We start from the raw sequence: 14,309 nt of genomic DNA, 5'->3' as shown, positions 1-14,309 counted from the left end.
AAAAGTAAAATTTAAATATGTAATAAATTATAGATATAAATATGAAATCAATCTTTTACCATTTAAGACATTTAGAATCAATTGATTTTAAATTTCGAAATCTTATTATCATATATTAAAATAGCACAATGATTAAATGTGTTTAAGAAATTTAGAATGAAAGTAAAACATTGGTCATTATCTAATGGTGCTACATGTGTTGTGGCTGATATAGAAGATTCAACGTTGACATGTATTGACTTTTGGTGCAAAGGGGGAAGTTTATGTGAAATGAAAGATGAAGAAGGTATGGCACATTTCTTAGAGCACATGATATTTAAAGGGAGCAAAAACCTTAAAGAAGGTGAATTCGATTTAAAAATTGAATCTCTTGGTGGAAGTAGTAATGCAGCGACTGGGTTGGACGATGTTCACTACCACGTTCTGGTGCCCCGTGAAAAAATAGAAGAAGGACTAAAATTAATACTAGAACTATTATTATTTCCTGCAATTGAACAAGATGCCTTTGAAATGGAAAAAGAAGTAGTTTTAGAGGAAATCGCACAAAATATTGATCAGCCAGATGAAATTATTTATATGAAATTGCTAAAGGGATGTTTAACACCACATAGATATTCGAAACCAATACTAGGTGATGAAAAAACTGTTAAAAATATAAATCCAAAACAAATGAAACTATTCCACAAGAATAATTATGTAGGTAAAAACTGTACGCTATGTATAGCAGGAGATTTGCCTAACGAAGTTCAATCAATAATTAACAATAGTAAATTGAAGGAATTAAAAACAATCTCAAATGAGACCGCAATAAGTAACACAATTACTTTTAACAAAGGCTATAAAAAAGAAACTATTCCAAGGCTTGAGGGAGGAAGAATATTGAAAGCTTGGAAACTCCCCCCTGCAAAAGAGCAGATCTTAATTTTAGGAGCAGAAATTGCTGCCACAATGTTATGCGAAGGTAAAAGTAGTCTTATTGTTAAGGAATTAAGAGAAGAAAAACGTATTATTGAATCAATAGATATAGATTTACAAATCCTTGAAGAGGGTGGATTAATTCTTCTTGATGTCAGTTGTCCAGAGGAAAACCTTAAAATTGTCGAAAGTGATGTCAATAACATCCTCAAAGAATTAACTAGAGATTTAGTTACTAATAAAGATTTAGAGCGTGCAAAAAAATTAGTCGTTAATAATATTTATTTTGGTTTAGAGTTGAGCTCTCAAATCGCCTCAACATTAGGGAATCAAGCTCTGTGGGGGCGCCACAATTCAATCCTAAAATCAATAGATGATATTTCATATTGGACAATAAAACGATTAAAAGAATTAATATTTCCATTATTTGATCCAGAAAATGCTTTTACATTAATTGCTGAACCTGAGAAATAAATATGAACATAATTCTGGACAAACTAGATAGCAAAAATATAATGTCAGCCAAGCTATGGATAGAGGATGGCAGCAGGAATGATCCAAAAGATAAGAAAGGAATTCATCAACTCTTAAGCTCAACAATGCTTAGAGGTTGTGGGCCATACAATAATAAGCAAATCGCTGAAATTGTAGAAAATTGTGGTGCAAATTTAAACTGTGATACATACGAAGATGGTCTTTTAATAAGTCTTAAATGTGTCGAAACTGATGCGTATAAACTTCTTCCCTTAATTGGTTGGATGATTACAAAACCTATACTTCAAATAGATCAGTTTGAATTAGAAAAAGATCTAACAATAAAAGCCATTAAAAGACAAAAAGAGAGTACATATCAACTAGCTTTTGATGGCTGGAGAAAGATGGTATACGGAGATGGACCATATGGACATGATCCACTGGGATCAATCGATGATATAAATAAAATCAATAAAGAACATATATTGCCAATCGCAAGCTCATTAATTCACAGAAAAAAGAACTTAGTAATTTCAGGAAAGTTTCCAATTAACCTAAAAAATTACATAGAGAACACAATTGAATTCAAGGGAATTAGTAATCATAATAAAGCATTTAAAAATATTAATAAAATAGAAACTCCAAGCAAACAGAGAAGTAGTATTTGCACTCGTTCATTGAATACAAAGCAAGTCATTCTGCTTCTTGGTAAAGCAACAATTAGATATGATAATAAATCTGATATTTTGCTTAGATTATTATCTTGTTACTTAGGTTATGGAATGTCAAGTTTATTATTTAAGGTTCTCAGGGAAAAGTATGGAGTAGTTTATGAAGCAGGCATTTATCATCCTATTAGAGAGCAGCAAACGCCCTTTATTATGCACGCTTCAACAAGTGAAGAAAAAGGGATCATTACTCTTCAATTACTTAGGGAGTGTTGGGAGAAAGTTATCAATAGTGAAATCTCTCCTGAAGAATTAGATCTTGTAAAAATAAAATATCGAGGTCAAATGGCTCATTCTTTGCAGAGTATTAGTCAAAGAGCTGAACATAAAGCTCATCTTTTAGGAATTGGGCTAACCAAGGATCACGATAAAGAAATTCTGCAAAGACTCGAAAGTATAACTAGTAAAGAAATCAAGGATGCTGCAAATAGATATTTAAAGAACCCATTGCTAAGCGTATGCAGTAACAAAGAAGTTATTCGAAAAATCTTAAAAGACTGGAAAGCTTAATCAAGTAAGTTTGAATAGTTAGTCATCTGCCCCAAAAATCTTAAGTCTTTCAGAAGGAATCAAGAAATTACCCCTTCTAAATTTAACTTCTAATAAATCATTAGCTCTTATTCCAATAATTACTCCAACTTCATCAAGAGAGACTAAATCTGGAGGTCTGAGCATTGATATAGGATCAGCTGTCTTTAAATATGGTAGAGGAACTTGTAAGGATACTTTTTCTCCAACTGATAATTTCATTATGACTAAATAGTTCTAGATAATAATATTGACATATCAGTCAATTTGTAAATAATAATGAATGAGAACAGCTAATTAAATTAATTGCACAAATTAACAAGCTGGGTACAGGCAATAACAGGCGTAATGCTAATCATAATATGCTCAATGATACCGTCATCAATAATTTACCCTCAAAAAGACCTTTCTCTCTCAATTATTCCACTACAAAGCAATTGGCAAATCCAAGGGGTCCTTTTGACTTCACTGCTTTGCGGACCCCAAGTAGGAACAATTTCTGCAATTTCCTATCTAATTATAGGTTTATTCTATTTACCTGTTTTTCATGGAGGAGGGAGTGTTGGTTATATCTTAACTCATGAATTTGGGTACTTGTTAGGATTTATTCCTGCGGCATGGCTATGTGGTTTATTAACTAAAAAAAATACCAAAGCTAATTTAATTAATTATTCATTTTATACTGGAATGTCATTATGTGTTGTGCATATCATAGGTATAATTTATCTAATTATTGGTAAAGTATTTGGGAATTGGTTAGAAAATTTATCCGATCTTATTTTAATAAATACTTTTATACCTTTCCCAACTCAACTCTTATTATGTATAGCAATAAGTCTATTATCTATATTCTTAAGAAGAGTCTTAATAATAAAATGACTTTAATTAACAGAAAAAATATTAATGTCATCACTTACTCTTTTTACATTGTTTTATTAGATCAAGTCAGTAAGTTCTTGATATTGAATACATTAGGATTTGAAAGATCTCAAAATATTATTCCTAATTTATTAAATTTCACCCTAGTAAAAAACAGAGGAGCTGCATTTAGTCTTCTAAGCAATTCCACAAGCCTTCTTACTATTATAAGTATTCTAGCCTCATTATTATTAATCACTGTTATAATAAGATTTCCGCCAAGATCTTATTGGAATTTGAATGGACTTGCCTATCTTTTAGGTGGTACTTTAGGTAATGGAATTGATAGATTATTCAAAGGTTATGTTCTTGATTTTTTAGATCTTGTTCCAATTAATTTCCCTATTTTTAACGTAGCAGATATAGCAATAAACATTGCTATAATTTGTTTTATAATTGATATAATTAAAACTAAAGACAAATCAAAATTAAATGAATGGTAATTAACAAATGAAAATCCATAACTCTAGAAAAATAATATTTTATGTATTGATAATTTTTATTAGCTTGATAATTATAGGTCTGGTCGGAGCAATAATTAGATTGATAAATATACCTGCCATATTAATTACAGTATTAATAATAGGTGGTTTAACTTATACAAAAAAAATAGACTGGTTACAAAATAGTCTAAGATCAATTTTTAAAATAAAGGATGAGAAGAAATCATTAGATTTATCGCTAATTAGCAAAAAAGAAGCCGCAGATAAATCATTAAAAAGTATTGATCATTTAATCACATTAATCAATGACAAAGTCAAGGCCAAGGCCTTAAAGGATGAAAAGGATAGGGTTTCATTAGAGTTAGATAGAGGAGATATTATTTTAGTAGTTTTTGGAATTGGCTCAAGCGGTAAAACATCATTAATAAGAGCCCTATTAAAAAAAATAGTAGGTAAAGTTAGTCCTGAAATGGGATCAACGAGAGGGAAAGAAACCTTCCGACTGAAACTTAAAGGACTTACAAGAGGAATAAGAATAATTGACACTCCCGGCATACTAGAAGCTGGGAGAGGGGGTAGAGAGAGGGAAAAAAGTGCGTTAATAGAAGCACGTAAATCTGATTTAATGTTAGTAGTAATTGAAGGTGATTTACGTTCTGAAGAAACAAGAACAATTAGGAGTTTGTCAAAATTAGGAAAAAGACTTTTACTTGTGCTAAATAAAATAGATTTAAGAGGAGAAAGTGAAGAAAAAAGATTAATTGAGATACTAAATTCTAGATGTAATGATTTTATTGGTCCAAATGACATTATTTGTACATCAGCATCACCTCAGACAATTGCAGTCAATGGCAGAAAGCCTTATCAACCAGCCCCTGAAATCAATAGTTTAATTAGAAGATTAGCAAATATCCTTCATGAAGAAGGTGAAGAATTAATTGCGGATAATATTTTACTTCAATGCAGCAATATTGGAAAAGAAGGGAAAAATTTATTAATCAAACAAAGAACTCAATCTGCTAAAAAATGTATAGATAAGTATGGTTGGCTCAGCAGCGGTGCATTAATACTAACTCCAGTTCCTGTCTTAGATATGATCGCTGCAGCGGCTGTAAATGCACAAATGGTGATAGAAATAGCTAAAATACATGGAGTTAAACTTACAAATGAAAGGGCAAAGAATTTAGCACTTTCGGTAGGAAAAATACTTGCAACTATGGGTATAGTTAAAGGTGGGGTTTCTCTAATAAGTTCAACATTAAGTTTATCACTACCAACATTAGTTATTAGCAAAGTAATTCAAGGTATTAGTGTATCTTGGCTTACTAGGATTGCTGGAGCAAGTTTCATTACTTATTTCCAACAAGATCAAGACTGGGGAGATGGAGGAATACAAGAAGTTGTTGAATATCACTACAACTTAAACAAAAGGGAGGAATATTTTAAAAGTTTTATTCGGAGAGCTTATGAGAGAGTTATTGATCCGCTAGTTGAAAAGAATTTGAAAAAGCTACCGCCGAGATCAAGGCCTCCGAAGGAGGGGGACTCATCGGGCCTCTAAAATCTAAAGCAAAAACTAATGCTAAATAAATTAGGCCAACGAAAATTGATATTAAAGCTGTTATTAAAGCCAATATATTTTTTTTATTAAAAAAATCCTTATTCATATTAGATTCAACTAATTGAATGATTAATAAGATTAGCCAACATTTTTAAATCATCAAATTTAGTATTAGGGTTCCCCATAACAGCTTTTAAATAATATCTATGTCCATACATTGGCCTAGAGAGCATAAACTTATTAGCTAACAAAGAGTTTCTTGTTTTTAGAGACCAATCGGATGATTGAGAAGAACTATAATTAATAGGTGTAAAAGCTAAAAGATGAAGAGGTCCTGATATTATTTTAAATTTTGATCGGTCAATTATAGATTCTAAATAACATCTTCTTTTAATTGAGCCCAAAAGTATTTTTTCAATACCCTCTTCACCTAATTGTCTTAATCCAATCCACAATTTCAATGTCTCTGCGGATCTAGTACCTTGGATTCCAAGTTCTCCTCCATGAAAGTCATTTCCTGAAATTGGTTCGACATAAGGGAGTCCGGTTGAAAATGTAGAAGAAAGATGGTTTTTATTGGCTACGAGTAATAAAGAAGAAGTTTTTGGGATTCCCAATAATTTCTGTGGATTAATAGTTAAAGAGTCAGCGAAACCTAAGCCTTGAACAATTTCTGAAGTCATTTCTGATAAACCATAAATGCCACCAATTGAGCCATCAACATGAAACCAAACATTCTCTTTTTTACAAAATTTAGCGATCTCAGAAAGTGGGTCAATAGCACCTCTTACAGTGGTTCCAGCTGTCGCTACGACAGCAAAGCATTTCTTCCCCTGAGATTTTATTTTATTTAAACTTGTTCTTAAACTAGAAATATTTAATGCACCATTTTCATCTGTAGAAACTTTTTGTAGAGATTCCTGTTTCAGCCCCATAATCCTAAAAGCTTTTGAGAATGAAACATGACAATCATGACTTGCAAAAAAAACAGCCTTAGGATCAGTTTCTAGCCCAGAATTATTTCTTGCCATTACTAAAGCCATTAAATTACTCAAACTCCCACCGCTAGCCGCTACACCTCCAGACAAATCACCAAGACCCAGCTTGTGACAAAACCATTTACATAAGTTTCTCTCCAAGGAAGACAAGCTAGGGGATAGCTCATCGGCTAAAAGATTATTATTTAAACCTGCACAAATTAGTTCTCCTGCTATTGAAGCTGATAGAGGAGGTGGGTCCAAATGAGCAAGAGATCCTGGATGCGATGGTCGATAGGAACCATCCATTAGTAATTGAAGTTCACTCAGTAAAACATCATTAGAAACACCTTCTTTTGCGGGATAGACCTCTGGCAATTCAAATGAATAGGGCATTGGACCTTGACTGGCTGATTCAGCAAACCAATCACAAAGATTACTTGAGGCTTGAGCAAGTAAAGAACGCAGTTCTTTATCTAAGTTTTGAGGAGAAGCAAAAGGGTCCAAAGAAAAAAAACTCTATTTGTAGTATTGGATGATCCAGTTCAAGCCAAAAAATGATTAATCTCTAGATAAACATTTTATTTGATAGTTCACCAAACATCTAAAAAATTGTCAAAACCAATCAGTCTGAATCAGAAAGAAAAAATACAGTGGATGACGAGATTGCTAACGAAAGCAAGACTTGTAGGCGAAAGAGGGGAGGTTCCTATTGCTGCAGTTATTCTCGACAAAAAAGGTAGGTGTATTGGCTATGGGGGGAACAGGAGAGAATCAATGAAAGACCCTTTAGGTCATGCTGAGTTAGTAGCACTTCGCCAAGCTTCTTGGATTAAAAATGATTGGAGATTTAATGACTGTACATTGATAGTAAATCTAGAGCCATGTCCCATGTGCGCAGGGGCATTAATACAAGCAAGAATGGGTAAGATTATCTATGGATCTGAAGATCCAAAGAGAGGCGCGCTAGGTGGAACTATTAATCTTGCGGAACATAAAAGTGCACATCACAGAATGTTGATTGAAAGAGGAATAATGGAAGAAGAATCTAGGAAGATTATAGTGGATTGGTTTAAAGATAAAAGATTAATAGCTAGAGAAAATTTGTTATCTAAACTTAGGTAATTCAGTTTCAAAAATATTTATTATCTTATCTACATTTTCAGAGGTTGAGTTATATCCCATTAAACCAATTCTCCATACTTTTCCAGCCAGATCACCTAATCCACCACCTATTTCAACTCCAAAATTATTTAGTAAATGCTTAGTAAATGCCTTACCATCAAGTCCCTCAGGTATTTTCACTGTTGTTAGGGTAGGCAAGCGTAATTCTTCTTTAACGTGTAATTCCAAACCTATATTTTCCAACGAATTCCAAAGCGATTTTGCATTTGTACGGTGTCTACCCCATGAGACTTCTAATCCTTCTTCAGCTAACAATCTAAGCGCTTCTCGAATGCCAAAATTCATATTTACGGGAGCCGTATGATGATATACACGATCACTGCCCCAATATTTATTAAGCAAAGAGACATCTAAATACCAATTTGGTACTTTGTCTTTTCTATTAGACATTTTATTTTCGGCTCTCTCATTCATTGAAAAAGGACCTAATCCAGGAGGGCAACTTAATCCTTTCTGACTGCAACTATAAGCCAGATCAATTTTCCATTCATCCAAATAAAGAGGAACGCCTCCCAAAGAAGTTACTGTGTCTACAAGAAGCAAGCAATTATATTTTCTGCATAAATCACCAATGCCATCCATAGGTTGACATACACCTGTTGAAGTTTCCGCATGAACAATTGCTAAAACAGCCGGGGTATGTTTTTTCAATGCATCTTCTATTTCCTGAAGTGAAAATGCATTACCCCATTCTTTATGAATTGTTTCTACATTCGCTTTATACCTACCTGCCATATCCGCAAGTCGATGTCCAAAATATCCTTTGATAGCTACTAATACCGTATCTTCTGGCTCAACGACATTTGCTAATGTTGCCTCCATTGCGGCACTTCCTGTGCCACTCATTGGAAGTGTCAATCGATTGCTAGTTTGCCAAGCATATCTAAGCAACTCTTGCACCTCACTCATCAAGTCAACATAAAAAGGATCTAAATGACCAATAGGAGGTTGAGAGAGCGCTTTCAAAACAGCAGGATCTGCGTTTGATGGGCCTGGCCCAAGCAATAACCTTTCAGGAGAAACAGTTGGACCAAAATCTTTACGATGTTGATTATCAACAGAAGGAAGAATTTGAGTGGCCAAGAAAACAGATCGGTTTATATATCTTCCGAGCCTAAAAGGCGATAGGCAAAGTCGGGGTGTTTTTTTTAGGGATTGCAATAGGAATTTGCTAGATTTACAAAAAAAGACAAAAAATAATCAAGGTTTTCTGTTAAAAGTCTAAAAAAAGTGCGTCTTAATACAAAAAGAGATGCGATCGCTTATTACGTTCATAATTAAGTATCTCTGTTGCAAATCAAATTCATCATGAGCAAGACCTCTCAAGATGTTCTTCGTCAAATTAAGGATGAGGGCATTGAGCTAATAGATTTAAAATTCACTGACTTACATGGTAAGTGGCAGCATTTAACAGTAGCTTCAGATCTAATTGAAGAAAGCTCTTTTACAGAAGGGCTTGCTTTTGATGGCTCTTCTATTCGCGGTTGGAAAGCCATAAACGAATCTGATATGGCAATGGTTCCAGATCCATCAACGAGCTGGATAGACCCTTTTTACCATCACAAAACGCTTAGTTTAATTTGCTCAATTCAGGAGCCAAGGAGTGGAGAGCCATATGCCAGATGCCCAAGAGCTTTGGCGCAAAAGGCTTTGGATTACTTAGGAAGCACAAGTGTTGCAGATGCTGCATTTTTTGGTCCTGAACCAGAATTCTTTATTTTTGATGATGTCCGATACAACTCAGGAGAAGGTAGTAGCTTTTATAGCGTTGACACCATAGAAGCTCCCTGGAATTCAGGGAGAGTAGAAGAAGGAGGAAACCTTGGGTACAAAATTCAACTAAAAGAGGGATATTTCCCAGTTTCACCTAATGACACAGCCCAAGATATGAGGTCAGAGATGCTTCTACTGATGGGTGAGTTGGGTATACCCATTGAGAAGCATCACCATGAAGTAGCAGGAGCTGGTCAACATGAATTAGGAATGAAATTTGCTCCCCTAATCAACGCAGCTGACAATGTAATGATTTACAAATACATCGTCAGAAACGTAGCAAAGAAATATGGGAAAACTGCAACTTTCATGCCCAAGCCAGTCTTCAATGACAATGGGACAGGAATGCATGTTCATCAAAGTCTTTGGAAAGGAGGTCAACCTTTATTTTATGGAGAAGGTACTTACGCTAATTTATCTCAAACGGCTAAATGGTATATCGGTGGAATACTCAAACATGCACCTTCTTTCCTTGCTTTTACAAATCCAACTACCAACAGTTACAAAAGATTGGTTCCAGGATTCGAAGCACCAGTTAATTTAGTTTACTCACAGGGCAATCGATCAGCTGCTGTAAGAATACCTTTGACTGGACCAAGTCCAAAAGCAAAGAGACTTGAATTCAGATCAGGTGACGCATTAGCTAACCCTTACATTGCTTTTTCAGCAATGATGATGGCAGGTATCGATGGAATCAAAAATCAAATTGATCCTGGAGATGGAGTTGACGTTGACCTTTTTGAGCTTCCTTCAGAGGAATTATCAAAAATAGACACTGTCCCCTCTTCATTGAACGATGCATTAGAGGCATTAAAAAATGACAGCCAATATCTAACTGAAGGGGGCGTATTTACAGAAGATTTCATTAATAACTGGATAGAACTTAAATACGAAGAAGTTCAACAGCTAAGACAAAGGCCTCATCCACATGAATTTACTGTGTACTACGACGCTTAAAAATAAATTCCTCTAATAATTTTCAGGATACAAAATTAAGGTCTATGCATAAATATGCATAGACCTTAATTTTTTTTTGGGTAACTCGTCACTAATCAATCAAATCTGTTAGATAATAGGAAAAGAAGTAACTGGTTCATGGCAGCGCCAAGCCTTAAAAAAATTGCATATCATACTCTTCAACAAGGTAAAACCATTGCTGGGTTAGCTCATAAAGAGTTGAGTACAAAGTTAATGGAAGTGTTTGCACCTGGAGCCGCTCCGGAAAATTTTCCAATAAATCAAGATCTAATTAAAGAAGTTAGAAGATCAATGGAAAATCTAGAAAATATTGATTGGAGAGAAGCAGAGGCAGGCGTGTACCCTAAATCACAACTTTTCGAAGCTCCATGGCTTGAATGGGCAAAGAAATATCCATTGGTTTGGCTAGATATGCCACAAACTTGGCAGAGGCGAAGAAAAAATAAAACCAGAGAAATCCCAAAAATAGTAAATGAAGAAGATTACCCTGAATACTATTTACAGAATTTTCATCACCAAACAGATGGTTACCTAAGTGATCATTCTGCTGAAATTTATGACTTACAAGTTGAGATCCTTTTCAATGGAACTGCAGATTCTATGAGAAGAAGAGTTTTATCTCCTTTAAAAAGAGGTTTGAAAAAATATTTATCTGAAGGCTCGAAGAAAATAAAGGTTTTAGACGTTGCTACAGGAACGGGAAGAACGCTACAGCAAATACAAAGTGCATTACCTCAAATTGAACTTTATGGTCTTGATTTATCAGGCTCATACCTAAAGCAAGCAAGTAAATATCTAAGTTCCAGAAGCGGTGATCTTGTTCAGCTAACCAAAGGAAATGCAGAGAAAATGCCCTATGCATCTGCGAGTTTTCAAGCATTAACTTGTGTTTTTCTATTTCACGAACTTCCCAGAGATGCACGCCAGAATGTTTTGAACGAATGCTTCAGATTGTTAGAACCTGGCGGAATACTTGTTCTTGCAGACTCCATTCAAATAGAAGATTCTCCTAAGTTCACTCCAATAATGGAAAACTTTCACAAAATATTTCATGAACCTTACTACAGAGATTACATCGTCGATAACATAAACTTAAGATTAGAAAAAAGTGGATTTTCATCTATAACTTCTGAATCTCACTTTATGACTAAAGTATGGAAAGCAAACAAGCCAGTTTGACTTTATTGAAAAAAATGATGTCAAAAAAATCACACATACGCATCTAATTATGTTAAAAAAAAGTACATACATTTGGCCAGAAAAAATTCAATTACTTGCGAAAGAGCTACATAATGAAATCAGCCTTAATAATTACAACTGGCATAAATTCAGAGGAAACAAACAAAGAAGAAGCGCTGAATTAATTATTTCGGCAATTTCACAATTAATTAATGATGGAGATGATGCAGAAATAGAAGACTTACTGAATCAAGCAATATTATGGATAAAAGAAGAAATAAAAGATACAGGGTGTAAAAGTCATTAAAGACTTATTTCCTTAGTGACAACTGAAGTCTATTCCCTTTTCTACTCCACCTCACATCATCAAAACACTTATGAATTAAATAAATTCCTCTTCCACTATTAACATCAGTATTCAAAGGTAAACAACATACTCTTTTATCTTCAACTAGGCCTAAACCTTCATCTTGGATTTGCCAAACAATCCAGTTTGGAGTAAGAATTCTTCTAACACGAATAACTTTATTAGGATTCGATAAGTTTCCATGAACTACTGCATTAACAAGAGCCTCATGTAATCCCAATTCAATCTTTTTTGCAGTTTCTTTACATATTACAGGCTCTAAAAGAGTTTCAACAAATGATGCTAGTTTTAAGGTAGAGGGATGAATAAATACGGCCCAATTTTTAGAAGGATCCACAATTAATTAAAACATTCTTTGTAAATTAATCTTCTGATCAAAAAATCAGTATGTAAGTTAAAAGCATATTTTTCAACTTAAGTCATAAAAAGTATTCTACGAAAAAAATTAAGCATTAATAATCAAATCGTTAGCTTTTAGCTTTAAATCCTTGATGGTTTAGCAACGCATCCATCAAACGAACTCCTCTAAGTTGATTAACCAACGGCATATGACCATTAGGTGCTTCAATTGACCAATTAAATGCTTTTGGATATCTAGTCCATATGCCATCTTTTTTCCAACCTATTCGAGGCCAAAGCTTGTCATATCTTCCCCCTAAAGAATCTAATATTTTCGCTTGAACTGTAAAGCCAAATTTTCCTCTGGAATAAACAACCCAAAGTTTATCCAAAGTTGATAAATCAATAGAAGGTATTGAATCAACCTCAGAGAAATAAACATACCCTCTTTTTACTGCCTTTTCTCCTGCAAGTTCTCTAAGTTTCGAGCTTGTAAAGCGGTCGGCATCCTCATAACTTTCATTTAACAAAAATCGCTGAAGTGGTGAATAATCAAAACCAACATCTGATGGGGAATCGAACCAAGAAAGGTTATCGCAATTGAGAGTATTTCTTATGAAATCTTTATCAGTTTTATGAATAACTTGCAAAATGAAGCCAGGAGTCCAGTCACAAACACCAGGATCAAAACCAGACATTAAAGTTGATCCAAGGCCAAGAAGTTCCTCAACCCTCTCTTCTAAACGATTTAACAATCCGAGTCGTTTCCTTTCTGAAGCCATTTTAAATGCCCCCAAGAACTCCTCTATGCTCTCTTTGCTTGGATGTGATTTTTCTTCAGTCATGATCAACTGCAGGCCTAAAATGACCTAAGCACTAATACTATGTCAGAGAAACCTACCAATTCGAGCTATCCCGTTACGGATTTTCGAAATTTAGCCAGCCCAATTATTGATGTAAGAAGTCCCAGCGAATTTTACCAAGGTCATTGGCCGGGTGCTGTTAATATTCCTTTGTTTTCTGATAGCGAAAGAGAGACAATTGGTAAAAGTTATAAAAAAGAAAGTCGCTTAAAAGCAATTCTTCATGGTTTAAAAGTAACCATTCCTAATGCTAAAAATCTATTAGAAATAATCCTTCAAATCACCACAAAAGAAGAAGGAAAAAACAAATCATTACGAATATATTGCTGGAGAGGTGGTATGAGATCTAGTGCTTTTGCCTGGCTTGCTCGAACAATAGGTATTAGGACATATTTATTAAAAGGTGGATATAAAACCTATAGAAAATGGGTCCTAAATCAATTTGAGGCTGATTTACCAATAAGACTTTTAGGAGGTAAAACAGGTACAAGAAAAACAGACTTATTAAATTATATAAATGAAGAAAATATACATGTAATTGATCTAGAGGGAATCGCTAATCATAGAGGGAGTAGTTTTGGTTCATTAGGTATGAAGGAGCAGCCTTCAACACAACAATTTGAAAATATTCTCGCAGAATCTCTTGATAGCTTTCAAAAAAATAGCGCAATAGAGATATGGCTTGAAGCTGAAAGTTCTAATCTAGGTAAGTGTCGTATACCAAATAGTTTGTATACAAAAATGAAAAAAGCACCGATCATAGAAATAATTAAAGACAAGGATGAACGGGTAAAAAATTTAGTCCATGTTTATAGCCAAAATTCTCAAACTGAATTAAATAATGCTGTAAATAGAATAAGTAAAAGATTAGGTCCGCAAAGAACAAAAGAGGCATTAACGGCAATTAAAAGAAAAGAATGGTCAAAAGCCTGTGAATCCATGCTGGATTATTATGACAAGTGTTATGAATATGAGCTTAAGAAAACAACTAATATAAATTCAATTAATCTTAGTGGTTTAAGCCTAAAATCATCATTAAATAAAATCTTAAATGAGAAGCTCAATCCCTTATAGTTTTCAT

15 protein-coding genes are annotated in these 14,309 nt (G+C 34.0%); 10 read left to right on the top strand and 5 right to left on the bottom strand.

Features of this window, described 5'->3' with window-relative positions:
- Positions 1 to 156 precede the first annotated feature (156 nt).
- Together PMN2A_RS03705 and PMN2A_RS03700 are read left to right on the top strand one after the other, a co-directional pair.
- Positions 157 to 1,389, top strand: a complete 1,233-nt coding sequence (locus PMN2A_RS03705) for a M16 family metallopeptidase (protein WP_011293684.1) — start codon at positions 157 to 159, stop codon at positions 1,387 to 1,389.
- A 2-nt stretch (positions 1,390 to 1,391) separates the two neighbouring features.
- A complete protein-coding gene (locus PMN2A_RS03700; RefSeq protein WP_011293683.1) occupies positions 1,392 to 2,627 on the top strand; it encodes a M16 family metallopeptidase in 1,236 nt (411 codons plus the stop codon).
- A gap of 18 nt (positions 2,628 to 2,645) precedes the next feature.
- On the opposite strand, the gene PMN2A_RS03695 is transcribed toward PMN2A_RS03700, so the two are convergent.
- Positions 2,646 to 2,867, bottom strand: a complete 222-nt coding sequence (locus tag PMN2A_RS03695; RefSeq protein ID WP_011293682.1) for a DUF3148 domain-containing protein — start codon at positions 2,865 to 2,867, stop codon at positions 2,646 to 2,648.
- Between the two features lie 84 nt (positions 2,868 to 2,951).
- Between PMN2A_RS03695 and PMN2A_RS03690 the strand changes: the two genes are divergently transcribed.
- The 3 genes from PMN2A_RS03690 to PMN2A_RS03680 are packed head-to-tail and all read left to right on the top strand — an operon-like array spanning position 2,952 to position 5,567.
- Complete coding sequence (locus PMN2A_RS03690) at positions 2,952 to 3,524, top strand: biotin transporter BioY (RefSeq protein WP_225866329.1); 573 nt, start codon at positions 2,952 to 2,954, stop codon at positions 3,522 to 3,524.
- Positions 3,521 to 4,006 carry a signal peptidase II gene (gene lspA / locus PMN2A_RS03685; RefSeq protein ID WP_011293680.1) on the top strand — a complete coding sequence of 162 codons (486 nt, stop codon included), beginning with the start codon at positions 3,521 to 3,523 and terminating at the stop codon, positions 4,004 to 4,006. Before PMN2A_RS03690 ends, lspA begins: the two co-directional genes overlap by 4 nt.
- A gap of 7 nt (positions 4,007 to 4,013) precedes the next feature.
- Positions 4,014 to 5,567: a DUF697 domain-containing protein gene (locus PMN2A_RS03680; RefSeq protein WP_011293679.1), complete on the top strand. Its 1,554-nt coding sequence runs from the start codon at positions 4,014 to 4,016 to the stop codon at positions 5,565 to 5,567.
- A 113-nt stretch (positions 5,568 to 5,680) separates the two neighbouring features.
- Here the strand turns inward: PMN2A_RS03680 and PMN2A_RS03675 are convergent, their stop codons facing one another.
- Complete coding sequence (locus PMN2A_RS03675) at positions 5,681 to 7,051, bottom strand: pyridoxal phosphate-dependent decarboxylase family protein (protein ID WP_011293678.1); 1,371 nt, start codon at positions 7,049 to 7,051, stop codon at positions 5,681 to 5,683.
- A gap of 150 nt (positions 7,052 to 7,201) precedes the next feature.
- Between PMN2A_RS03675 and PMN2A_RS03670 the strand changes: the two genes are divergently transcribed.
- The gene (locus PMN2A_RS03670; protein WP_011293677.1) at positions 7,202 to 7,669 is read left to right on the top strand and encodes a nucleoside deaminase; all 468 of its coding nucleotides are present in this window, start codon (positions 7,202 to 7,204) and stop codon (positions 7,667 to 7,669) included.
- On the opposite strand, the gene PMN2A_RS03665 is transcribed toward PMN2A_RS03670, so the two are convergent.
- Positions 7,652 to 8,830, bottom strand: a complete 1,179-nt coding sequence (locus tag PMN2A_RS03665) for a pyridoxal-phosphate-dependent aminotransferase family protein (protein WP_049752689.1) — start codon at positions 8,828 to 8,830, stop codon at positions 7,652 to 7,654. The genes PMN2A_RS03670 and PMN2A_RS03665 overlap by 18 nt on opposite strands.
- A 207-nt stretch (positions 8,831 to 9,037) precedes the next feature.
- On the opposite strand from PMN2A_RS03665, the gene glnA reads away from it, so the two are divergent.
- From glnA to PMN2A_RS03650, 3 genes are all read left to right on the top strand, one after another.
- Entirely contained in the window at positions 9,038 to 10,459 is a 1,422-nt protein-coding gene (gene glnA / locus PMN2A_RS03660) for a type I glutamate--ammonia ligase (RefSeq protein WP_011293675.1), read from the top strand.
- Positions 10,460 to 10,597: 138 nt separating this feature from the next.
- Positions 10,598 to 11,659, top strand: coding sequence for a class I SAM-dependent methyltransferase (locus PMN2A_RS03655; protein ID WP_011293674.1), 1,062 nt, complete (start codon positions 10,598 to 10,600; stop codon positions 11,657 to 11,659).
- 49 nt (positions 11,660 to 11,708) lie between these two features.
- Entirely contained in the window at positions 11,709 to 11,966 is a 258-nt protein-coding gene (locus tag PMN2A_RS03650; protein ID WP_011293673.1) for a DUF6439 family protein, read from the top strand.
- 4 nt (positions 11,967 to 11,970) lie between these two features.
- Here PMN2A_RS03650 and PMN2A_RS03645 read toward each other — a convergent pair whose 3' ends face one another.
- Both PMN2A_RS03645 and PMN2A_RS03640 read right to left on the bottom strand, forming a co-directional pair.
- A complete protein-coding gene (locus PMN2A_RS03645) occupies positions 11,971 to 12,363 on the bottom strand; it encodes an ATP-binding protein (protein ID WP_011293672.1) in 393 nt (130 codons plus the stop codon).
- A 130-nt stretch (positions 12,364 to 12,493) separates the two neighbouring features.
- Positions 12,494 to 13,210 carry a GUN4 domain-containing protein gene (locus PMN2A_RS03640; protein ID WP_011293671.1) on the bottom strand — a complete coding sequence of 239 codons (717 nt, stop codon included), beginning with the start codon at positions 13,208 to 13,210 and terminating at the stop codon, positions 12,494 to 12,496.
- A gap of 39 nt (positions 13,211 to 13,249) precedes the next feature.
- Here PMN2A_RS03640 and mnmH point away from each other — a divergent pair, with 39 nt between their 5' ends.
- On the top strand, positions 13,250 to 14,302 hold the full coding sequence (mnmH, locus tag PMN2A_RS03635; protein ID WP_011293670.1) for a tRNA 2-selenouridine(34) synthase MnmH: 1,053 nt from the start codon (positions 13,250 to 13,252) through the stop codon (positions 14,300 to 14,302).
- The last annotated feature ends 7 nt before the right edge of the window (positions 14,303 to 14,309 follow it).

It is taken from the genome of Prochlorococcus marinus str. NATL2A (assembly GCF_000012465.1).
Classification (GTDB): Bacteria; Cyanobacteriota; Cyanobacteriia; order PCC-6307; family Cyanobiaceae; genus Prochlorococcus_B; species Prochlorococcus_B marinus_B.
The sequence above is the reverse complement of the archived record's forward strand: the minus strand, read 5'-3'. Positions and strand labels throughout refer to the sequence as shown.

What these genes read in the sequence shown, in the direction of transcription:
- mnmH (WP_011293670.1), top strand. Translation starts at nt 13,250, where the DNA reads ATGTCAGAGAAACCTACCAATTCGAGCTATCCCGTTACGGATTTTCGA.
- lspA (WP_011293680.1), top strand. Translation starts at nt 3,521, where the DNA reads ATGACTTTAATTAACAGAAAAAATATTAATGTCATCACTTACTCTTTT.
- PMN2A_RS03655 (WP_011293674.1), top strand. Translation starts at nt 10,598, where the DNA reads ATGGCAGCGCCAAGCCTTAAAAAAATTGCATATCATACTCTTCAACAA.
- PMN2A_RS03650 (WP_011293673.1), top strand. Translation starts at nt 11,709, where the DNA reads ATGTTAAAAAAAAGTACATACATTTGGCCAGAAAAAATTCAATTACTT.
- PMN2A_RS03680 (WP_011293679.1), top strand. Translation starts at nt 4,014, where the DNA reads ATGAAAATCCATAACTCTAGAAAAATAATATTTTATGTATTGATAATT.
- PMN2A_RS03640 (WP_011293671.1), bottom strand. Translation starts at nt 13,210, where the DNA reads ATGACTGAAGAAAAATCACATCCAAGCAAAGAGAGCATAGAGGAGTTC.
- PMN2A_RS03670 (WP_011293677.1), top strand. Translation starts at nt 7,202, where the DNA reads ATGACGAGATTGCTAACGAAAGCAAGACTTGTAGGCGAAAGAGGGGAG.
- PMN2A_RS03700 (WP_011293683.1), top strand. Translation starts at nt 1,392, where the DNA reads ATGAACATAATTCTGGACAAACTAGATAGCAAAAATATAATGTCAGCC.
- PMN2A_RS03695 (WP_011293682.1), bottom strand. Translation starts at nt 2,867, where the DNA reads ATGAAATTATCAGTTGGAGAAAAAGTATCCTTACAAGTTCCTCTACCA.
- glnA (WP_011293675.1), top strand. Translation starts at nt 9,038, where the DNA reads ATGAGCAAGACCTCTCAAGATGTTCTTCGTCAAATTAAGGATGAGGGC.
- PMN2A_RS03705 (WP_011293684.1), top strand. Translation starts at nt 157, where the DNA reads ATGAAAGTAAAACATTGGTCATTATCTAATGGTGCTACATGTGTTGTG.